Annotated in this window: 32 protein-coding genes; 31 read left to right on the top strand and 1 reads right to left on the bottom strand. The window is 63.1% G+C overall.

All coding sequences use genetic code 11. The annotated features are described in order from the left end of the window. Positions 1–50 precede the first annotated feature (50 nt). The 31 genes from ETR14_RS26775 to arfA all read left to right on the top strand — a co-directional run bounded on the left by ETR14_RS26775 (position 51) and on the right by arfA (position 18655). The gene (locus ETR14_RS26775; protein ID WP_129392858.1) at positions 51–293 is read left to right on the top strand and encodes a hypothetical protein; all 243 of its coding nucleotides are present in this window, start codon (positions 51–53) and stop codon (positions 291–293) included. Positions 294–320: 27 nt separating this feature from the next. Further along, a complete protein-coding gene (locus ETR14_RS26770; RefSeq protein WP_129392855.1) occupies positions 321–860 on the top strand; it encodes a hypothetical protein in 540 nt (179 codons plus the stop codon). Between the two features lie 19 nt (positions 861–879). Further along, entirely contained in the window at positions 880–1173 is a 294-nt protein-coding gene (locus ETR14_RS26765; protein WP_129392852.1) for a hypothetical protein, read from the top strand. Next, positions 1170–1307, top strand: coding sequence for a hypothetical protein (locus ETR14_RS28645; protein WP_165356659.1), 138 nt, complete (start codon positions 1170–1172; stop codon positions 1305–1307). Before ETR14_RS26765 ends, ETR14_RS28645 begins: the two co-directional genes overlap by 4 nt. A gap of 102 nt (positions 1308–1409) precedes the next feature. Then, positions 1410–1790, top strand: a complete 381-nt coding sequence (locus ETR14_RS26760; protein WP_129392848.1) for a hypothetical protein — start codon at positions 1410–1412, stop codon at positions 1788–1790. Positions 1791–2179: 389 nt separating this feature from the next. Beyond that, positions 2180–2440, top strand: coding sequence for a hypothetical protein (locus ETR14_RS26755; protein ID WP_129392845.1), 261 nt, complete (start codon positions 2180–2182; stop codon positions 2438–2440). A 147-nt stretch (positions 2441–2587) separates the two neighbouring features. Further along, positions 2588–3088, top strand: coding sequence for a hypothetical protein (locus tag ETR14_RS26750; RefSeq protein ID WP_129392842.1), 501 nt, complete (start codon positions 2588–2590; stop codon positions 3086–3088). Between the two features lie 37 nt (positions 3089–3125). Continuing rightward, complete coding sequence (locus ETR14_RS26745) at positions 3126–3812, top strand: hypothetical protein (protein WP_129392840.1); 687 nt, start codon at positions 3126–3128, stop codon at positions 3810–3812. A gap of 152 nt (positions 3813–3964) precedes the next feature. Continuing rightward, the gene (locus tag ETR14_RS26740; RefSeq protein WP_129392837.1) at positions 3965–4684 is read left to right on the top strand and encodes a hypothetical protein; all 720 of its coding nucleotides are present in this window, start codon (positions 3965–3967) and stop codon (positions 4682–4684) included. A 200-nt stretch (positions 4685–4884) separates the two neighbouring features. After that, entirely contained in the window at positions 4885–5331 is a 447-nt protein-coding gene (locus ETR14_RS26735) for a hypothetical protein (RefSeq protein WP_129392834.1), read from the top strand. An 11-nt stretch (positions 5332–5342) separates the two neighbouring features. Continuing rightward, positions 5343–5831, top strand: coding sequence for a cyclic-phosphate processing receiver domain-containing protein (locus ETR14_RS26730; protein WP_129392832.1), 489 nt, complete (start codon positions 5343–5345; stop codon positions 5829–5831). Positions 5832–5883: 52 nt separating this feature from the next. After that, positions 5884–6183, top strand: coding sequence for a hypothetical protein (locus tag ETR14_RS26725; RefSeq protein WP_129392829.1), 300 nt, complete (start codon positions 5884–5886; stop codon positions 6181–6183). Between the two features lie 124 nt (positions 6184–6307). Beyond that, on the top strand, positions 6308–7048 hold the full coding sequence (locus ETR14_RS26720; RefSeq protein ID WP_129392826.1) for a hypothetical protein: 741 nt from the start codon (positions 6308–6310) through the stop codon (positions 7046–7048). A 111-nt stretch (positions 7049–7159) separates the two neighbouring features. Next, positions 7160–7717 (top strand): hypothetical protein, encoded by a 558-nt coding sequence (locus tag ETR14_RS26715; RefSeq protein ID WP_129392823.1) that lies wholly within the window; start codon positions 7160–7162, stop codon positions 7715–7717. Positions 7718–7929: 212 nt separating this feature from the next. Further along, a complete protein-coding gene (locus ETR14_RS26710) occupies positions 7930–8175 on the top strand; it encodes a hypothetical protein (RefSeq protein WP_129392820.1) in 246 nt (81 codons plus the stop codon). Positions 8176–8234: 59 nt separating this feature from the next. Further along, on the top strand, positions 8235–8573 hold the full coding sequence (locus tag ETR14_RS26705; RefSeq protein WP_129392817.1) for a hypothetical protein: 339 nt from the start codon (positions 8235–8237) through the stop codon (positions 8571–8573). Between the two features lie 10 nt (positions 8574–8583). Beyond that, a complete protein-coding gene (locus tag ETR14_RS26700) occupies positions 8584–8997 on the top strand; it encodes a hypothetical protein (RefSeq protein WP_129392814.1) in 414 nt (137 codons plus the stop codon). Between the two features lie 191 nt (positions 8998–9188). Beyond that, positions 9189–9437 (top strand): hypothetical protein, encoded by a 249-nt coding sequence (locus ETR14_RS26695; protein WP_129392811.1) that lies wholly within the window; start codon positions 9189–9191, stop codon positions 9435–9437. A 54-nt stretch (positions 9438–9491) separates the two neighbouring features. Beyond that, positions 9492–10487, top strand: a complete 996-nt coding sequence (locus tag ETR14_RS26690; RefSeq protein ID WP_129392808.1) for a GSU2403 family nucleotidyltransferase fold protein — start codon at positions 9492–9494, stop codon at positions 10485–10487. 111 nt (positions 10488–10598) lie between these two features. Next, positions 10599–11189, top strand: coding sequence for a hypothetical protein (locus ETR14_RS26685; protein WP_129392805.1), 591 nt, complete (start codon positions 10599–10601; stop codon positions 11187–11189). A gap of 130 nt (positions 11190–11319) precedes the next feature. Continuing rightward, positions 11320–11526 carry a hypothetical protein gene (locus ETR14_RS26680; protein WP_129392802.1) on the top strand — a complete coding sequence of 69 codons (207 nt, stop codon included), beginning with the start codon at positions 11320–11322 and terminating at the stop codon, positions 11524–11526. A gap of 150 nt (positions 11527–11676) precedes the next feature. Next, entirely contained in the window at positions 11677–12198 is a 522-nt protein-coding gene (locus tag ETR14_RS26675; RefSeq protein WP_129392800.1) for a hypothetical protein, read from the top strand. A 129-nt stretch (positions 12199–12327) separates the two neighbouring features. Then, complete coding sequence (locus ETR14_RS26670) at positions 12328–12954, top strand: hypothetical protein (RefSeq protein ID WP_129392797.1); 627 nt, start codon at positions 12328–12330, stop codon at positions 12952–12954. 518 nt (positions 12955–13472) lie between these two features. Further along, positions 13473–14036: a hypothetical protein gene (locus tag ETR14_RS26665; RefSeq protein WP_129392795.1), complete on the top strand. Its 564-nt coding sequence runs from the start codon at positions 13473–13475 to the stop codon at positions 14034–14036. 132 nt (positions 14037–14168) lie between these two features. Beyond that, positions 14169–14963, top strand: coding sequence for a metallophosphoesterase (locus tag ETR14_RS26660; protein WP_129392792.1), 795 nt, complete (start codon positions 14169–14171; stop codon positions 14961–14963). A gap of 146 nt (positions 14964–15109) precedes the next feature. Then, positions 15110–15394, top strand: coding sequence for a hypothetical protein (locus tag ETR14_RS26655; RefSeq protein WP_165356658.1), 285 nt, complete (start codon positions 15110–15112; stop codon positions 15392–15394). 142 nt (positions 15395–15536) lie between these two features. Then, entirely contained in the window at positions 15537–15989 is a 453-nt protein-coding gene (locus tag ETR14_RS26650; protein WP_129392786.1) for a hypothetical protein, read from the top strand. Between the two features lie 143 nt (positions 15990–16132). After that, the gene (locus ETR14_RS26645) at positions 16133–16747 is read left to right on the top strand and encodes a hypothetical protein (protein ID WP_129392783.1); all 615 of its coding nucleotides are present in this window, start codon (positions 16133–16135) and stop codon (positions 16745–16747) included. 743 nt (positions 16748–17490) lie between these two features. Continuing rightward, positions 17491–17847 carry a hypothetical protein gene (locus ETR14_RS26640; protein ID WP_129392780.1) on the top strand — a complete coding sequence of 119 codons (357 nt, stop codon included), beginning with the start codon at positions 17491–17493 and terminating at the stop codon, positions 17845–17847. Positions 17848–17980: 133 nt separating this feature from the next. After that, positions 17981–18229, top strand: coding sequence for a hypothetical protein (locus ETR14_RS26635; protein WP_129392777.1), 249 nt, complete (start codon positions 17981–17983; stop codon positions 18227–18229). A 273-nt stretch (positions 18230–18502) separates the two neighbouring features. Next, positions 18503–18655, top strand: a complete 153-nt coding sequence (gene arfA, locus ETR14_RS26630; RefSeq protein WP_165356657.1) for an alternative ribosome rescue factor ArfA — start codon at positions 18503–18505, stop codon at positions 18653–18655. 223 nt (positions 18656–18878) lie between these two features. Here the strand turns inward: arfA and ETR14_RS26625 are convergent, their stop codons facing one another. Then, positions 18879–19769, bottom strand: a complete 891-nt coding sequence (locus tag ETR14_RS26625) for a hypothetical protein (protein WP_129392771.1) — start codon at positions 19767–19769, stop codon at positions 18879–18881. Positions 19770–20176: the final 407 nt, after the last annotated feature.

Here is a 20176-nt window from a genome sequence, read left to right as displayed (position 1 = left end):
CTTCGCGCCTATAAATACGATGAAGCGGCATGAAGCCGCCGGAGCTACCGATGCGCCAGATCCTTGCCTACCTCATCGTTCCGTTCAGCTATCGGCGAAAGGTTGCCCGCGCGAAGCGCCTGATAGCTGCTACCGCCGTCGCCCCGGCTGGTCGTGAGCACGACCGATTGCTGCGTCGAGCATCATTCGCCGTTCGCGGCTGCGAGATCATGCAGAGGCGCTTTCCGGGGATCACGCACAAGATCGATCTGCGGTTGGCCGAGGCCGCACTCCGCAAAGAAATGGCGCGCTAACAGCAAACAGCAACCGGGATCTTCTCGATGTTCGACACCCTCACCACGGTTCTCGGCTACGCATTCCTGTTCTTCATGGCCTTGGGGTTTTTGCTCCAAATCTTGGGCGGCGAAGAAATCGACCGAGACGTACCCTACGCGATCGATGCCCAACTCGCGTATCGGGTGCTTTGCGCAAAGCTTCTGCAGCTCAACGGCCGGCTCGATGCCGACACCTATGAAGTGCACCAGAAGTTCACCCCCGATGAACCGGAGACGAGTGAGCTCCGGGGCAGTCTGAGAGATGCGGCCGCAACCACTCCCCTCGGCTGGCAGCGATCGGCGCGTGATCTCGCCTACCGTTTCAAACGGTTCCCCGATACGTTGCTCGACAGGTTCGAGCACCTGATTATTCAGATGAACGCCTCTCCGGACGGCGTGACCGTCTCGGGCCAAGCTGCGCTCGTTGAGCTCGCCCGCCTCTGGGGTATCGGACCAAACAAGACTCTCGAGATCTTTGTCGAGTGGCGGGTTCAGCCTCTTCAGCCCGTCCTTGCCTGGCAGGATACGGCGAGGTCCAAGCGCTGAGCCTCGGAAAGGAACGAAAATGTCGACTTGGATCGATCGCCAACTAAGCCTTCAGGTGGCGTATCGGATCGCCGACGAAGTCAGCTCCCGCCCGGTTGGCGATCTTTTCAATGCAATGGATCGCTTCTGGGCTGATCGTCACCTGCTTACTGAGAGCGAACGCGAGCAGCGTAGCGAAGCCGAACATCGGCTATCCGCAGAACTCGACCGGCGAAGCATTCCGCTCCGCGACCCGGCTATCGAAGCCGCCGCTATCGCCGACATTCGAGCGCGCATCCTTCCCGCCGCGCCTGATCTGGAGACACCAACATGAACAAAGATGAGGCCATTGCCGCACTCAAAGCGCGGCGAGCCGCGCGCGGGTTGGACGATCCCGTTAATCGGCTCACCCACACCATCAACCGGCTTCTTGCCGCCGGCGCCGAGCCGATCGTCGAGAAACACTAGGTCGGCATGCTCGCTTCGCCAGAGGCAGGCACCCCGAATGCTCCGCATCGGGCCTTATCCTTCGGTTGGTTCCCCAGTCTGAGGCTGGAAGGAGTGAGGAAAATGGGCCGTCAGATCGCACACATCCCGATGATTGCCCGCCGCAATGATGCTGGCTGGGACCTCTTCGAAGAAGCGATGCAAGTCCCTTTCGGGCATCTCGCTTTCGGTGAGTTCGGCTGGATCTTCTCCTCTGTCGACGAGGCCCCCGAGTTCGATGAGCGTCCGGGTTACATCCAGCATCGCCTGCGCGAGGGGATGACGTTCCAGGAAGCCCTCGCAACCGTTCGCGCCGGCATGGAGGCGATGTACGCCGATCAGCGGTCCGAGTCCGACGCCGAATTGGCCTCCGAGAATGCCTGGCTGCGCCATGCAGAGCTTCCGACCCTCGATGACATGGGCTTCGAGGCATACGAGCGGGCCCGCGGCGTCTTCTACAACTGACACCCTGCCGGGGCCTGGCTGCGCGCCTCCCCGGCCTGCACACCCGCCAGCGGCTCTGCCGCGCTGACACCCACGACACGATGCCGGGGTGGGCTACGGCTTCTCAAGAGCGCGCCATCCGCTGCCGGGCAACAAAGGAGGCCCTGATGAAGTAAGCATCGCTCGCTGCATAGCTGAGACGCGTAATCGTGCCGTGCGCCGGCGGCTCAACCGGCGCCTTCGCAAGCCCCGCCAGCGGGGTTTCCGAAGCAGATCAACTCGAAGACCCGTCGGCGTCACCGGCGGGTCTTCGCATGCTCAGCCCGTGCCGCAGCACGAAGCTCCCGCACAGCCTGAGCCGACCCGATTTGGATACCGGCTGCGCTGAGCAATCGATGAAGGAAAACAGCATGCACAACATTCTCGCCGCCCGTCTTCGTCATGGCGCCACCCGAATCCACAATGACGCGGCCGCATCTCGCGTTGCCCGGGTCGCGATTGCCCAGCTCTACGCTCGATGCCGCGATGCGCGCCGATACGCTGCTCGCGACCGGTCCACGCTTGGCCCGGACCACCCTGCAGCCCAAGCTTCGGACGGAGCGGCGATCGAGGCGTGGAACGCCCTCCAATCCATGAAGCAGGTCCTCGGCTCCGTAGCGGCCACCGCCTGAGCCCCTCAACACCTTTCGAAAGGTCAACGCATGCACGCAGCCGCCCGTCACTCGTCGACTTCGTACCAGGTCGGTCCCCGCCCTCTCCCCTCCGGAGACGCTCTCGTCCTCCAATCTGTCGAAGAAGACGGCGCGGGCGCGTTTCGATTGAGCCTTGTACGCTCGGCCGGCGCAAGCCTTCCCATCGGCGTCATCCGGCCGCTGAGCGGCGGGGGCTGCTCCTGGACCGTTGCGCTCTCCGGCGCCGTGTCCCCGCCGGCGTTCGTCGATGATGGCGTGGCTGCCCTCCCTGAGATCGCATCAACTCGCCTGTGGGGCGCCCTCGAGGAGCATGATCCTGCCCGCTTCGGGCGCTCTCAGCAGGCGATCTCAGCCATTCGAAATGCCTTCGTCCTGCTCGGGGCTGTCGCGATTCAGAGCGGCCGCACCGCGATCGATCTCGACGATACGATCGAGCTCGTGGCATCTACCGACCCAAGGGACAGCGTCACGGCAAACTCGATGAAGACGGAACTGTGGATGGTGCTTCCGGAACGCGCCACGCTCGACGGCTTCCTGGATTGCCACGGCGCCCCGGGCCTCGTCGATCTCTCCGAGCAGGTGATTGACCGCATGGACCGAATCTATCCGCTGGCGGCTTCTTCCTGACGTCGAAGCGACTCACTTCGCCTATGAGGAAGGGAGGATGATCCCGTCGCCCGCCAACCGGTCTCTCCTGAAAGGCCAATCGATGTCTACCTCGTTCGACTTCATCGCCAACGTTCCGACGAAACTCCCTGTCGAGGAGGCCCTTGCCGCTGTTGAGGAGGCGATGAACAGCATCCCGCACTACCCAGGAGCACATGCATATCCGACGCGAATATCGGACAAGCTCGCCTTCTCCGTCTGGAACGATACGCCCCTCGCGTCGAGCCTGGCGACAACAGGCGTGGGCGCGGTCCCGGGATTCGTCCAGATCGATGCCGACATGGAGAACATCTATCGCGACGTCGGGCGGGACATCGACGGCGTTGAGGTCAGCACCGGCGAGACGCGCCGCGACCAACTCTTTCGCGTTCTCAGCACGATCTGCAGCGCTCCAGTGGGCACCATCGTCGGCGCCATGCGGAGCGAACATAATCACCGAGTGCTCGGCCCGCTGATCGTCACGGAAGACGGCATCAGGCACATGGTCTCCAACGCGTCCGACGACACGGACGGTTCCGGATGGTTCCGATACCAGCCGGCCGAGCCTGTGCATGTGATCGGTCCGATCCCTGCAGACTGCCTGAACGTCGGGCCCGGCCGTGAGTACGTCGAGGTCGACGAGGCAAAGCTCCTCGCCAGCCTCACTACGAACTCCGCCTGCGGCGCCTCGCCCGATCAAGTTTAGCTCGCCATCCACACGGCACCGCCGACCTCCCATTCAGGAGCTTCGGCCCGCTAAGTCTCCTGCTTCAACACAGAACGATCCAAACGCCTCGCATGCTTCCGGTTTTTTAACCCGTCTCATTGCTGAGTGGCGTTTCAAATTGGAGTGAAATCATGCGTCCTTCCCTTGTTCTTCGCGTAGCCATCGCCTTGGCCGCGATCGCTACTACCCCGGCTACGGCAGCTCAAAGCTCGGACGTGATTCCGGCGTCCCTGCTTGAGGCTGATCCCTCCGACACAACGCTCGAGCAGTCCGCGCTAGCGCGCGGCGACATCACCTCCTTCGACATTCTCGGCTACAGGTTGGGGATGGCGCCCAGGGAGGTGCTGAGGGTCAGCAAGAAGCGGGGCGTGTTCAGCTATGGCGCGCCGATAACCACGGGCTCGTTCGAGGTGGAAGCAACGAGGATCGCAAACAGGAGCCTCAACCGCACCGTCAACAGATCATCGAAGGTTCAGCTCGCCGGCACGATGGGTCAGATGGAGAATGGAAGCACCTTCGTGTTTACGTTTGGCCTTGAGCCAACCGGCCCCAAGCTTTCGTCTCTCAAGTACTCAACTAATAGGAACGGTCAGACCAAAGATGCCATCATGGCCAGCCTCGTCGCTAAGTACGGTCCTTACACCTACGATCGAGATTATGCCGTCTTCTGGTGCAAGCCCACGAAGCATGATTGCGACTACGGCTCGGCCCATATGACCGCACAGATAGACGATCAAAAACTGACCATCAGCATCACGCGGCCGAAGAGCTACACGACGGAGCTGCAGCAGCAGCTGGAGAAGCGCGCAGCCGCGATCGCCGCGCAGCAAGGCGGCAAGGTCGCATTCTAACCGATGATCTCGGTGCGCACAGGCGCCAATCGATCCGACTGCCGAGAGGCCCGCTTTGGCTCCCGCCTTAGCGGGCCTTTTTCGTCTCACTCGCGTGGTGGCTCGTCGGGTGAATGCGTTCGGCCGATCGCTACCGCGCCAGCCGTCTTTCTCCACGATTCGGGAAATCGCTAGCGAACCAATCGTGAGGATGAAAAATCATGGTCATCGACTTCGCCGCGCTCCTAACTCGCACCGATGATGAGCGTGAGGCTGACCGCGCCGCCTCGGCCGCCAGCCTCGACGCCCGTCTCACCGACGAAGACATGGCCCGCAGGACGGGCCTTGCGCGCGGACTGCTCGTCATGACTCTCGTCGAAGAGCCCCGTTTCAACGTGCTTCCGAACGGCGATCAGATCTTCCGGCTCTACGGAACCCGCGCCGATGGCGCGTCGATCACTGCCAACTTTCAGGTGCCGCACGGCCTCACCCGCAACGACTGCTACGCCATGTTCGACGCTTTCGAGGTCGGCGACCCGATCGAGCTCGCCGGCTCTTGGCGCACTCGCTCCTGGAACGCGGCCGGTCGCGGCCGGGTCTCCGCACAACAGTTCGAGGTCGGGTTCGTCGGAACGGACGCGCTCAACGCAGTCGCCCGCGCAGCTTGATCGGAATCTTAGTGGCCCGCCCATACAGAGAACCTCGCCCGCCGCATCCCGGCTTCTTCCAGAAGCCGAAGCTGGAGAAGCGTCCTCCCCTCCGCCTCGCAGCCGCCGCCAAAGCGGCCGATCCCTATAAGGACGGAAGGCTGCGCATCTTCCTCGATGACGACCGCGCCTGCCCGCCCGGCTGGACCCTCGTGAAGTGCGTCGCGGATTTCGAAGACCTGCTGGCCGCATGCCCGCCCGCAAATCTCGCAGGGGTCGCTCTCGACTGGTACCTGGGCCACGCTGTCGCCGGGGATGGTCACGAGGCCGCCGCCGCGCTGATCCGCCATATCGAAGCGGCACCAGCCGAGTTCACCGCCCTCGAGGCAGTCTACTGCCACAGCAGTGTGCCCGAAGAGGCCGCCAAGATGGCTCGCGCGATCGCAGCCGCCATCCTCAGAAACGAGGACATGCCGGACATCGACGTTCGTGTCGGCTCAATTCCCCAGCGGCGCTCATAGCGCCTGCCTCCCCCAATCCGGTTCCAGGAAGCCTATGTCCGAAGACACTCAAATGACCGTCGCAAAGACGATCCTCGCCCAGCTCGGTGGCAATCGCTTTGTTCAAATGACCAGCGCCAAGGATTTCAGCGGCGGTCCCGATTGCCTGATGTTCCGGCTCCCGGCCGCCTCAACAAAGCATCGTGCTAACGCTATGCGGATCTACCTCGATCCCACGGACAGCTACCGCTTGGAGCTCGTAAAGGTCACGCGAGCGAAGGGACCGGAGGTCGTCGACAAGCGGGAGATGATCTACGCGGAGCAGCTCCAATCCATCTTCACGGATATGACGGGTCTCTACACGCGTCTCTGATGCGCGTCGACCACCTCGGCCTTGAGGGCCAGCCCCGGCCGACAGCTCGGCCAGCCGCCACACGACCGCCCCCGTGCGATCTATAATTCGAAGAGATCGCGAACGATGCAAGACAGGTCCCCACATGAAATCTGCCCTTTTGGTACTCTGGTCACTGGCTCTCATCTTCTTCGCGCTTTTCGCAAACGCACGAGGCGCAGGTGCGTGGGCCCTGGTGATTGTAGGGGCGGTGGCCGTCTGCGCACCCCTTTGGAACATGGTTGAGAACAAGGGCTATCGCTCCTTCCCTGCCGTCCGGATCAGCCTCGGAATCGTTGCGACCCTGTTCGTCCTCCTGGGCGTCTCCATCATGAGCGGTTCAGGCAGCTCTCCTGAGATCGACGACTATCTCGCGAACAGCCAGCGAGAGATTGCTGCGTTCAAGGAGCAGTACCCGACCGAAGACAACAGCCTCACCTGGGAATACCGCCGCGAAACCGACCCGATGACGGACAAGGTGATCCGCTTCGCGTGCCTGAGGTCGGCGAACGGCCTCGACGTCGGCTATGAGATGACGCGCGCCAAGCTCTGCCTTCGGGACGGCCTGGGCAACCCAGACGCGATTCTGATCCTTGAGCAGGGCGGCCAGTTCATGTGCGATTTCGGAGGTTGTGCCCTGCAGGTCCGGGTGGGGAAGGAGCCTGCCGCTCGGTTCAGGGCCAGCCGCTCCAGCGACGGCTCGCCGGACGTCCTCTTCTTCGCCGACCGTCGCAGAATCGAGCAGGCGATCAGGAGGGGTTCCGTCCTGTCGATCCAGGCCGAAGTGTTTCAAGCCGGTCTGCAGGTCATGCGCTTCAACACCGAGGGCCTCAAAGGCAACTTCTAGCCCGCTGCTGGGCTACCGGACAAATCCTCCCGCCTGACGATAATCGCTGTTTACGCCGCCCTCCGTGTGGATCTAGCGTCGGTGGACAGGGGAGACACAAAGTTGAAGTACATGACCATCGGCGTCGCGCTGCTCGCCTCCGCATGCAGCTCAGAAAACTCGCCAACCGCGCAATCACCGGCGAACGTTTCAGCCGGAAATGCCGTCTCCGCGCCGGCCGATGATGGCAACCTAATCCTCCGCTGTGATGAGAGCGGCACATCGGATATGACGTCTCAAACTCATCCAGAGGACGACATGCACGTCAACGTCGCGAGCCCGTCGCACTACCGTATCCAGAACGGGGCGAAAGCTCTGGAGGAGTGGGACGCGGAAAAGCGAGCTTTCAACGACATGTGCGAGGCTCATGAGAAGTGCGACCTTAAGACCGGTCCCGACGCGTTTGAGTGGACCTCGACCTTCCAGGGCGTAAACGAGGCTGGCGAACTCGAGATCCGCCATTCTACCATCAAGATCGACCGACGTCGTGGCTCCGTGACGAACATCCGCCTCGTGCGAGTGACCGATGGCCCCCGCACCGTCTTCGCGGTGAAGAAAGTGCTGTCGGGTGACTGCCAGAAAGTCGATAGCCCACCTCCTCCGGAGCCGGTTACAAAGCCGAAATTCTAGGCCTCATCGCGCGCCTGCGGCGCGTGTCCGTCGAGGATCCACGCGGCGCTCTCGCCCCTTCGCCAATCGGCATCGCTCCGGCCGCACTCTGCTGCTCCTGCGCAGTCGGCCTTGGCCTCCTTAAATCCGCGTTCTGATGACCTCGCCAACGTCGGAGGGACGCACGCTTCGCTATCGAGCATTCGAAGCCGGATCAGATGAGGAATAAGAACATGCCAATGGTCGTGATGGGACTCTCGCTCCCCGACGAAGCTGTGGCTGAAGCCAGGGTGGCGATCGCCGGCGACTTCATGCTCGACGACGTTCGGGGCACGTTGTCAGCGGCCCTTATCTCGCGAGACTTCGATTTCGGTCCGCTCAACAAGGACAAGGTGGTCGACCGTGCCGCCGATCGGATCCTCCAAAAGGCGAAGCGCGACGGCCTCGCCACCTACCAAGGTGGCCGCTGGAGCGCCTGACGGCGTCACGCTCCTGATCGGCTTGCCGATTGAGAAGCCCTTCCAGAGAGGAAAACAGCATGCGCAAGTTCATCCGCACCGTCCGTCGTCTCGCGCTCATCAACTCGAAGAAGCCGCACATCGAGATCTCCGATGGCGGCTGGAAGACCTCGCGCCCGCAGGTTCACGTCTCGATCCGCTCGGCGGGCGGTACCATGGGGATCGCGAGCCACCCGGCGGATGACGCAGGCAACGCTCGCTGCACCATGCTCGCCTCCAGCATGGAAAACATCCTTGGTCTCGCGGTTGTCGATCGCCGCGCCAAGGCCACGAACGAAGCTCAGACCGGCCGCATGACCGAGAAGTGGCACAGCCTCGCCCGCGACGCTGCCGCGGACCTCGTCCCGGCACACGCGTGACGGCCGAGCGATGACGCACCCAATCTTCGCTGCGATCGCCGCTGCCGGCATTCCTGGCGACCAGGTCGTCGCACTCGACAAGCGCGTCGAGACCTTCCTCCGTGTTCCTGCGGACGGTAGGGGCGATCACTGGGCGACGCGCCTCATTTTCGTCGACGGCTCCAAGTCCCCGGCCCTGCTTGGCCGCCATGTGGATACCGATTTCCTTGTGGTCAGCCATCGGCGAAGCAGCGAGCTCATCGCCTTCGTCGTCGCTGCTTCAGAGGCAATCGACCGCATTCAGCACGCGATTGACGACGACCTGCACCTGTCGATCGGAATGATCTCCGGACCGCTCACCTTGCCCGACGCCGACATCAATTTCTTCCTTCGCGCACGCGCCAGCCTTCGTTGCCCCCAGATTACCGAAAGGACTGCCTCTTAAACCCTCCCGGGTAAAGGCGCGGGTTCGACCCCCACCATCACCCTGCATAGCAATCGCGCCTCGGCTGGATCCGAGACGATGACCCGCCCGGCGCCAGCCGAGGCGGGTCATTCTGCGCCTGGCGCTCACGCGCAGGGCAGCCTCCTCATCAATTCGCCGGGTCGAATTGAAATCTTGATCGAGGATGAAATATGATCGCCGCCACCCACACCGTTCCGGCAGACTGCGCCGCTGCTGGGCTTCCGGCTGCAGCGACGGCTGCCGATACCTACGCCCCGGTCCTCAGCTACGACGAATATCTTCTTGATCTCGCCCTGGACGAGTTCGCCGGCGACGAACCGGAATATAGCGCTACGACCATTGCCCGGATGTTCGGCTTACCGGCATCGAAGGTCGACGCCGACGTCACCGCAACGATGAAGGCAATGTGCCGCGCCTGATCGCTTCTCCTGAGGTTGCATGTATAGACGCAGGGCGTTACCTCTGTCTATACAATGGCTAAGACGCTCACTCCGGCGCTCCGCACGATCTTCGCTGATCTTACGCAACAAGTCGAGACTGCTCCTCCGGCTGGCTCAACCTACACTCAGTCTCGCAATGGCATCCTCTACGCGCATGCCAAATTCACTGTAGGCATCAAGCGCGTCGACAAGCATCTCGGGCGAGCCGACGATCCCGAGATTTCAAAGCAGGTCGCAGCCCTGCGGACCGGGATGGACCTGGCAAAGCAGCGCCGCGAGACGGTCCGGATGCTGCGCAAAGCGGGCTTCGCTGGCCCTGACACCAATCAAGGCCCCATCCTCGCCGCTCTCGCGCATGCGGGCCTGTTCTCGAAGGGCGCGGTGCTCATCAGCACCGCCGCCTACATGCTCAGCGAGAATCTAATCGGGCAATTCCTGCCAGAGCAGCATCTCGGCACTGAGGACGTTGCCGTCGCCACGCCTGATCTGAGGATCGCGGCCGACGACCCCAGCGACAACCTGGTCGCCATCCTCCAGCGCGCCGATCCCTCATTCGACGGCATCCCGGAGCTAGATGGCCGCCGGTACCGATCTGGCTATCGGAACAGCGCTGGCTACCTCGTTGAACTCGTCACGCCCAGGCAGACCGAGGACGACAAGGTACCGCTGCATCTCAACCAGCTCGAAGCCGGCGCGGCCCCGCTCGTCTTCCTGAAGTGGCTGATCATGGATCCAGTTTCAGTCGTCGCCCTTTGGGACTCCGGGATCATGGTCCAGATCCCGCACCCTGTTCGCTTCGCGGTCCATAAGCTGATCGTTGCGCAGATCAGGACGGGCACGAACCGCCTTCAGAAGCGCCAGAAGGATCTTGCCCAAGCTCAAGCCGTCCTGTTGGCTCTTCAGGTCAACGACCCTTGGGCCATCTCAGACGCCCTTGACGATGCGCGCAGCCAAGGGCCGTCCTGGGCCCAGGCGATCGATCGATCGCTGCACGAGTTGGAGCCGTGGACGGTCGAACGCCAAGACTGACGCGACCCACGCCAGCCGAACTAATCCCCTCTATAATCTGGCTAACCAGATCGAACCCCTCGCGGGGATGAAACGCGACCGCTTGGTCGCGCGAGGCGAAGGAGATCGACGATGGGCGTTACTCGGCACGGCGGCACCCTAGACGGCGCACTTACCCCGATCTGCAACTCATGCGGTGTGTCTCTCTGCTGGGATATCGGACGCGGGGAATACCTCGAGGCGAAGCCGTTCTGGGAGGCTTGGACCTGCCAAGATTGCAATGGCTCGCGTCTCTCCGCATACGGCTGGCGCTGCGCGCACGGACGCGAGGCGCTCGCGCCTGTGATCGCTGCGGTCATCGACGCGTTTGAGAGCGCTCATCCAGAGCTCACCCGCAGCGAAGGCGCCACCGACCGCAGCAACGAGATCTCCGCCGCCTTTTGCGCCGCGCTCGCCGCGGCGGGAGCGATCGGCTCCGTCTGCGAGATTGCTTCGATCGACGGCATCTCCCACAAAGGTGTTACCGTCGGCGACTTCACTCTCGATTGGACCGCAGTCCAGTACGACTCCGACGCTCCTGTCCCTCTCGTCTACCGGACGCGCCACGATTGGCCCATTGAGCCGATCACCAGAGATGATCTTCGCGCATACATCTCGTCACTCAGCGCCGAAGGTCGCGAAGCCCTTGCTGCTCATTTCGCCGAGCGGCGAGGGGCAGCGTAATCTTCGAGAGAAGGCCCGCCTGGCAGATGCCAGAGCGGGTCTTCCCGCGCCGATCGCTACCGCGCCGGCCGGTCCGTCCCTGCATCAATTCGCCAGGTCGAATTGCAACGCAATCAAGGGAATGAAAATCATGAAGCTCTCGAACCGCGCTCTCGGTGCCATCATCGCTCGCCGCCGCAATGCCGAGAAGCCAGCCGCCCCCGCGAAGGCGATGACGGGCCGTCAGATTGGCGCGATGATCGCTCGTCGCCGCGCCGCCCAGCCGCGCGTCTCGCCCGAGCTCGCAGCCTGCGTGGCGGCAGCGGGCTTCGACTCGCATCGCGCTTACGGCGCCTAAGATCCAAGCGAGATGATTGAGAGGCCCGCCCGGCAGCCGCCGCGGCGGGCTTTTCCGTGACATGCCCCGAGCGCCAGCACGATGCTCTCCCCGGACCTGCTCCATCCCACTGAAGCCAGTCGATGGAATGAAAACAACAGGAGACCTGCCGTGGGTTCGATCTACCGCTACTCGATCAAGTCTGACATTGGCCTCCAGGCCTATGACGCTGCCAAAACGCTCCTCAAGCCGCGTGCGATCGAGGACGTCATCCTCGGCTTCGGAACCCCTTCGGACAATGCCGATGCCGTCGAGGGCGTCTTCTCCTTCTCCGGAGAACGCTTCATCATCCGCTGCGAGAGGATCAGCAATCTTCCCAAAGACGCGGATTCAACCTCGTTCAAGGAGGCGGCCGCACTAATCACGAACGACGGCCTCGCCTCTTGGCTCGTGAGCAAGGGCTTCGATCATAAGGTCGAGCATGCCGCCGGCGATCAGCAGCCCCACACGAGCGAGGATTGGGTTCTGGAGAGCACGAATGGCGATGGCACCAGCTACCTCGTCAACCAGGACACTCAGACGGTGGGCCTCTGGCGCATCTGCACCGGGAGCCCCGGTGCTGGAGAGTGGCAAGACCTCGCTACCAATCTGCGACCTGATCAGGCGTATGCGCTCCTAACCGTAACGCTGTAACCCGCCCGTCCGATCGGCCCGCCCGGCTCGCGCCGAGGCGGGTCTTTTCCTGCCAGTCGCTCCCGCTCCGGCCGGTCCATCCCTTCCAATTCGGTCCAACGAATTGAACTTAGATAAAGGGATGAAACAATGTCGGTGAACCTGATCGCGACCAACCGCAACGTCGACGCCAGCACCCGCGACCACACCAACTGGCTCGCCATCACTGCCATCGCGCCTGACCACGGTATGGTCTTTATCGACGAGAACACCGTGGACTCGATCGCGCGTCTCCTCGACGGCCAGAAACTCTCGAACGGCGAGGCAGTCTGCGCCTATGCCTATGACGACGACTGCAGCCCTCCGTATGTGAGCTCGTTCGGCCCGTGCCTCCTGCCGACACAGGTTCAGGACCAAATCCGCGATCGGCTGGCGTTGAGCGAGAATGGCAAGACCGCCGTCCGCCTCTTCAACGAGATCATCCGCCTCGGCCTTCAGATTACTCTGAATGGCAAGGAGCACTGCCCCGCATACATCAAGGGCGTGAACTGGGTCGCGGACGAGGTCGAAATCAACCGTTGCCAGGGCAACATGTTGGCTATGCTCCGCGACCTCGGCATCGACGCTCGCTATGAAGGCCCGTGCGAAGTCGAATTCGACACCTTCTCCGCGGCAGTTCAGGCCCGCGCTCACCTGACGGACTATTCCGCCGCTCGTCTCGCTGCGTTCGTTGCGAGCGGCCGTCGCCAGAAGGCCACCCACGTGTACTGGGCGTAAGCCCTGATCGCCCTTGGCCGGCGCCGCACCGGCTCCGGCCAGTATCCGCGCCGCAGGCGCCGCGCGTTTTTTTGGCTCACCCCGACGGGGCTCACCGCGCCCCACCCAGAAAGGTTCGACCATGGCCAGCCAAATCAAATTGACCGGCTCACGAGGCTCCTTCCTCCTCCGGATTGCAGCGCGAGGCGGCCGGATGACGAGTGATCACAGGGGCTTCCCGCCAGCCAAAGTGTTCATCCCCAATCGACGCCGCGGCCTAGTGCAGCTGCACCGCCAACCAGCAGGCGGCCGCTGCCGTTACAGCGTCTGGAGCCTAACTCCGAAAGGCTGGGCGGCAATCGGGCTCTCGGCGCCGATCGAGCCCCTCCAGGAGCGTTAAGGCAACATTCGGAGCAGAGATTGGACCCGCCCGGCTGAGAAGCCGAGGCGGGTCTTTGCGTGCCAGTCGCTCTCGCTCCGACAACGGCCATCCCCTCACAATCTGGGCGAGCCAGATCGATCCAGACAGAGGAACGAAAATGCTTCGCAACCACCGCCTCGCCGACGTCGCACATCGCATCCACGCAGCTGCGCCTCAGTACGCGCCGCTCCTCGTCACGCCCGTGGCAAGCGACAAGCGCAAGGGCGAGGTCGTGGCCTTCATCGGACAGCAGGTCTGCTTCTTCGAGAGGGGGTCCAGAATGCCGCTGACCGGCCAGCCGATCGAGGTGATGATCACGAGGGCCCTCTACCATCGAAACGCAAGCGGCCACTTTGATCGCGACCGCGTTCGCGCGCTCGTCATCCGCGTTGTCACGCAGGACGACATGCTCATTGCCCACGACGGGTTCGAGTGCTCGGGCAGCATGTGCCGCACCACCGCCGCTGGGGCTATCGGACACGGCGTCACTACGCTGACGCCAGGCCGCACCGACATCTTCGAGGCGGACAACGTCAACAGCCGCTTCTGCGGCCGCGAGGACGTTCCGGTTCGGCCAGGGCGCGTCTGGATAAAGCGCGCCGACACTCGCCGGGACGTGATCCGCATCGAAGGGCTCGCCCGCCTTGAAGATGCGCAGTTCGCCCCAGCTGTCCGCAAGTAACGCCTCTCAGCTCTCTTCATGGCCCGCCGGCAGCCGCCGCGCGGGCCTTTTCGTGTCAGTCGCTCCAGCTTCGCCCCGAGCATCCCACAATCCGACAAACCTTATTGAAAACAAATCATGGGATGAAACCACATGCGCATCGCTCGCCACGACATGAACCGGGCCGGCCGCGACTTCGTAGTCGGCGACATCCACGGCACCTACTCGGTGGTTGCCGCTGCCCTCAACGGCGTCCAGTTCGACTGGGCCAACGACCGCCTCTTTTCGGTCGGCGATCTTGTCGACCGGGGGCCGGAGTCTCGGCGCGTCCGCGCCTTCATCAACAATCCTCGCATCTTCCCTTGTCGTGGCAACCACGAGGATATGTTCCTCGAGATGTACGAGACCGGCGACACCCCGCCCGAAGAAGCCGTCCGGTTCTGGACCCGCAAGAACGGCATGTCCTGGTGGATGGATGTCCCGCAGGACGAACGCTTGGCGATCATAGCGGCCTTTCGGACTCTCCCGATCATCCAGGAAATCGAAACTGAGCGCGGGCTCGTCGGCCTGGTCCATGGCGAGGTGCCGCACGGGATGGACTGGGCAACCTTCAAGGCAGCCATCGAGGCTGGCGACAAGCACACGACCATGTCGGCGCTCTGGGGCCGCGACCGTATTTCCCATCGTAACGATTCCGGAGTGAAGGGTATCGATCGCGTCTTCTGTGGCCACACTCCTGTTGACGCTCCGACCCAGCTCGGGAACGTCTACTACATCGACTCCGGTAGCTTCATGGGCGTCGCCCGCGACGATCCCGACTCCGGCCGACTAACGATCGCCAGCCTGATCAGCGCCACGCAAACTTTCCGGCGCATCCCGATGGGCGAGTTCTTCGACATTCGCGATGAGCCGGTCACCGACCGTCCCTTCGGCGAATACGCCTCCTGATCATCGGATCGACTGTCGTTCGCCATCAGGCCCGCCCGGCTGACGAGCCGAGGCGGGTCTTTCCCTGGCCAGTCGCTCCGCTCCGACAGGGATCATCCTGCACAATTCGAAAGGGTCAAATCGAAGCCAGCAGAAGGATGAAAGCGATGATCGTCTCGAGGCACGCTCTCCCGACATCGATGCCGTTTCGCCATCACATGATGGTCCTCGCGGCCGCGAGCCGAACACACCATCGCCCCGCTGCTGCCAAGACCAAGGCGGAGCAGTATGACGCCCACATCGACGCGCTCATTGACCAGAACTACGGATACGTCCGTCCGTGGTGGGACGTCTATGGTGATGCCCCCACCCCGTCGGAGACCGAACTCGGCACCGTCGTTCGCCATTCCGACAACCCGGAGGCCGTTCGCTTCAGATCCCACTACCAGTAATCCCTCGGCCAAAGACCAGACGAAGGCCCGCCCGGCTGAAGAGCCGCGGCGGGTTTTCCATGCCAGTCGCTCAGCTCCGGCCGAGGCCGTTCCCCCTCACGATCAGGCAAGCCAGATCGAATCCAGATAGGGGAATGAAAAGATGATCATCGCCGCCTCGCTCGCTCCGCTTGCCCTCGTTGCCATCGGCTGCACCGATCAGCCCAAAGCCTACCGAGGCCAAGCTATTCACAACGGCCGAGCCATCGCGCTGATCGTCCTTCCCCATCAAGAAAAGGTCGTCTCCGACGCGATCGACGCAGGCGCCGGCCAGCCGCTGATCGTCCGCCTGGATAAGGGTGTCGGGCTGCTCGCTGGTTCTCGCGATGACGTGCTCGCCGCACGCCTTAATCAAGCCGAGACCGACGACTGCGCAGCCCGCCGCGCCGCCGACCCGCTCGGACATGCCGAGCAGGATCTCGCTTGGGCGCAGCAGATGCTGAACTGCGCTTATGCCGACGTCGAGCTCGGTCGCGCGCCGGCCGACGACTGGGTCCAGCGCCACGAGGACAAGGTCGCCGAACTCACCCAGCTCGTCGCTACCCACTCGGTTTGAACCACTCGCTACCGCGACCACAAAGGCCCGCCCGGCGTAGACGCCGAGGCGGGTCTTTCTGTGCCATTCGCTTCCGCTCCGGCCGAGACCATTCCCCCTCACGATCAGGCACGCCAGATCGGATCCAGATAGGGGAATGAAAGATGCTCACGCTCTCCGGCCGCAAGACGCTTGCTCGCCGCTTCCGCACCGACCTCCGCATCACCCTTGCTCAGGCCAATGCAGCGATCAATCGGCACTGGTTTGACCTCGCCTGCGCCGATGACATCGACTGGCGCGAGGTCACGATTGATCGCCTGACTGACACATGCATCAGCCTTTACAGTGCGGCTGTTTGGTTCGCGAACGTCTCGTTCCCGGCTGGTGTTCTCCCGTCGCGGATATCCCCCGGCTCTCCAACGCTCTCCCCGTTCGACGCGGACGAACTGAGCACGTCCACCAACCAGGACAATCTGCTCGAGTATCACGGGACAATCATCCTCGCCCGCTTCCACGACGCCGCTCCCGATTGCGTCGAAGTGACCGTCGCTCCCGCCGCTGCCGGTCGTCCCGTACAGATGGTCATGGCACCCATGCCATGGCACACCGGGTACGACCTATTGGACTACGCAGCGGGATGCATCGGCGTCCCCGCTCGCATCCTCCACAACGCCAGAGCCTCGAACACCGCCCCGGTTCTCGATGGGGTGCCGGGGGATGCCCGCTTGGTCGAGTTCGTTATCCCACAACGCACCCAGCCGTCGCGCCTGGCTGCCTGACCTCGCCCGACGGGTAGCCGCTGATAGGGTCGATCCCGGCCGCCCGACGCAGCGGACCTTTCCGGGTCGATCGCTCCGCTCGGCCGGCCCAATCCGACCAGGCCGCCAACGACAAATTGCCCGCCAAAGAAGGATTCAAACATGTGCCACGACGATGAACCGCGCCCCAACTCTTGGCAGAGCTTGGCCCACCTCCGGGGTGTTGCCAGCGCCTGCACGTGTTCTGACATGCAGCTTGCTCATGTGGGGTGCGACTGCTCCGCCGGGCAAAACCTCCCGATCCCGTGCAGCGCTTGCGGCGCCTTCTGCCGAACTGCAATGGAACTAGCGACCGGAAGCTGTAGGAAGTGCCGGGAACCTGACGTCCCGACCGCTGCTTACGAGGTGCTCGCGTGCGGCGGGTGAGGCCGCCAATCCCCGCCGTCACTGAAGCAGAGGGCGGGACCTACGACCGCTGCGAGAACGACCCCGTCAACGCCTTCTGATTGCCTCACACAAGTCATCGCAACGACAGCAATGCACTTGCAGAGACCCGCCAGGCGTGCGCCGCGGCGGGTCTCTTTACGAAGCTCTAAATCTGCCGTTCGCGCATCTCGTGCGCCGCCTGATGCCATCACGATGGCCAGCCATAGCCACCCGCTCTCAGAGGTTCCGGGCCCGCCGAACTACCGAGGCCTCGCCGGCCCCACCATCCTTGCCATTCGGCTTTGAAAAGGATGATCCAAGACAAGGGAATGAAAACGATGACTGCACGCTTCTACACTGGTCCCGCCTTCGTTGAGACCCTCGCCGCCAAAACGCGGACCGCCGTCCTGATGCTTCAGACCGGAGACGCCATCGGCGCCAGTTCCAGCCGCTTCCAAGACATCACGGGCGTGCCCGACGACGTCCGCGCGGAACTCTATGACACGGGCCTTGCCTTCGTCACCTTCGACACCGCAGCCGAAGCGAACGCCGCGTTCGACACCCTGGTCGCGAACTGGCCTCAGCAGGGGCAGACCACGCTCCCGCTCACCGCCGTCCTCGGCCTTCCTGATCGCCGCACGCGTGAGTTCCAACAGATCCCCGGGCACGAGCGAACCTTCAAGATCGCGGCCTGATCGCTCGATCCCAGGCGATGTCAGTGGAGCTCACGCTCACAGGCCTCGCCGCATCCACCCGCGTCGGCAAACCCCTGGGGCTCCCTGCACAGCTTTCGATCCCTCTTTGATCCAACAATCGGGGACGAAAATCATGGCTTCTGCACCGCTCTACCTCGCCGCGTGCGCCTCCTCCGCTCCGGTCCAGACCTACAGCCAAAGCCTCCTCCTACTCGCCGCCGCCGAGATGGCCGGCGAGGACACGGAAGGTCTTGCCCAGAGCTTCGCTGACGTCCTCGGGATCGACCCGCACACAATCCAGATCGAGGTCGAGGAGATCGTCGCCGAGCTTCGATACGCCTCCCGAGTGGCAGCCGCTCGGCCGGTGCTCTGCCTAGCATGACCGAACCGTCCACGCGCACCTGAACTGGCGTCCGATAGGGGCTCCGCCGTGCCATCGGCGGGGCCCCTTTTCATATCCTCGCAGCCTCCTCAGCTTCCCTCCGCAGATGGTTCCGCCCAGCCGCGTTCTCCACGCGATCCATCCTCCTCGGACGGCCGAAAAACAATCGGTGTCCGCCATTGCGCCTCCCGATTGATCCGGCTCCGACGGGGCCCCTCCCCGTCATTTCGCTGCTCGAAATGTAAGCAGAGAAGGGAATGAAAGATGCCGCCGATGACCATCAAGATTGCGCCGCAGGATGTCTCGCGCCGCATGGCATTCGCAGCCACGACCTCTACCGACGGCTACACCCGGGTCGTTCGTCCCCGTAAGGGTAAAGGTTCGTTCTCCCGCAAGCCGAAACACGGGGCTCGCGCCTTCGACTAAGTCTCAGTGCGCGGCGGCGCGAGGCCACCGAGTTCACCATTCTCCCCGACCCGGACAACCCGCCCGTTACAGAACGGGCGGTACTTTTTTTGACGCGCTTCTACGAAACCCCTGGCCGCTCGAAGTCGGCCAGCGGTACCCGCAAGGCATCCGCAACTCACACAAAAAAACCCCGGCCATCCTGCGGATGACCGGGGCCTGATGAGCCGCTTGTACCGAGAGGCTAGGCCGCCGCCTCCAGACCATCAAGGACCAGCCGCCGATCCTTCTGGGCTTCGGGGCGAGCCCTCTCTGCGGCGGTCCGCTTAGATCTCGCTCTCCTTCCGTCGCCGGCGGCCTCATCGCGCCTTACTTCGAACTTTCGTGCGACCTCCAAAAGCGCTCGCCGAAGCTCAGCTTCGTACGGCTCGTAACCGCAAAAGAAGTCCAACGATCCGAGCATCAACTCGGTCTCGGATGCGCGCTCCGCCCGCAGCCTTGCGGCCTCGTGTTGCTTCTCGTCCCCGATCGCCAACATCGTCTCGCGTTCCACCGCCTCGTCACTTAAGAACGACGAGATCGCACGCATAACCGTCCACGCCGGGCCCATCGCGAAAACGCCGGCCGTCATCTTCAGAAGTTCGTCGGTTACGAACCATTGAAGGGCCGCCGCCTCGATCGCCTGATAGTAGGCTTGCTTGTCCTCCTCGGCCCGTATCTGAACGTCGAGCAGGTCCCGCTGCGCTCGCAAGCCGGCCACCTTTTTCTCTTGCCTGGCTACTCGCGGACCCGCCCTTTGAAGCGACTGGATCGGCTTCTCATCTCCGGATGCCACCTTCTGCAGAACCTTATCTCCGAACGGGCTTCTGCCACCTTCTAGATAGGCCATCCAGAGATCCACGTTTGCCCTGGCTGGGACAATCTGAACGAGCAGCTCATTCAGAAACCGCGCTCGTTCCGGCTCGCTCAGAAGATTGCGCTGCAAGCTCGCTTCCACAGTTTCACCACGGCTCGGATCCAACACCCGCCTAGACAGCTGCCCGGCGAAACCCGCGAGGATCTCGACAGCATCTCCAACACTCCCGGACGGACCATTCTGGCCGCCGTCCGTCTCACCTTCGTTGCCTGTTGCCACACTATTTCCCCTATGGGCGAAGCCCTCCGAAACGGAGTTTCGGCCCTCCCGATGAACGTGAGGGAATCTATGCCCCGGCTCCGAGGTCGTCAACAAGATCTCCGAAGGGACTTTCCCGCCCCGTGTTACCTCCACGACGGATCCTACCGGATCGTCGTTTTGGTAACGCCGAGGGCCAGAAATCTGAGGATTTCTCCACTCTAATGGTAACGGGGCGGCGCCCACGTTACCTTGTGTGGAATAGGCGCAATAACGCAAACTTGGGGAGCCCCAATTTTGCAGGGAATTTTGCCGCCGGCGCGGCCAAAATTCCCTCTGTGCGCTCTCCGAGGGATACCGTAACGGCTTGGCGGCCCAAGCCCGTTACCTTGGCGACGCACCGCGTCGGGGCCTCCACCTGGTCACCG

Origin of the sequence: Sphingosinicella sp. BN140058 (assembly GCF_004135585.1) — a bacterium.
Lineage (GTDB): Bacteria > Pseudomonadota > Alphaproteobacteria > Sphingomonadales > Sphingomonadaceae > Allosphingosinicella.
The sequence above is the reverse complement of the archived record's forward strand: the minus strand, read 5'-3'. Positions and strand labels throughout refer to the sequence as shown.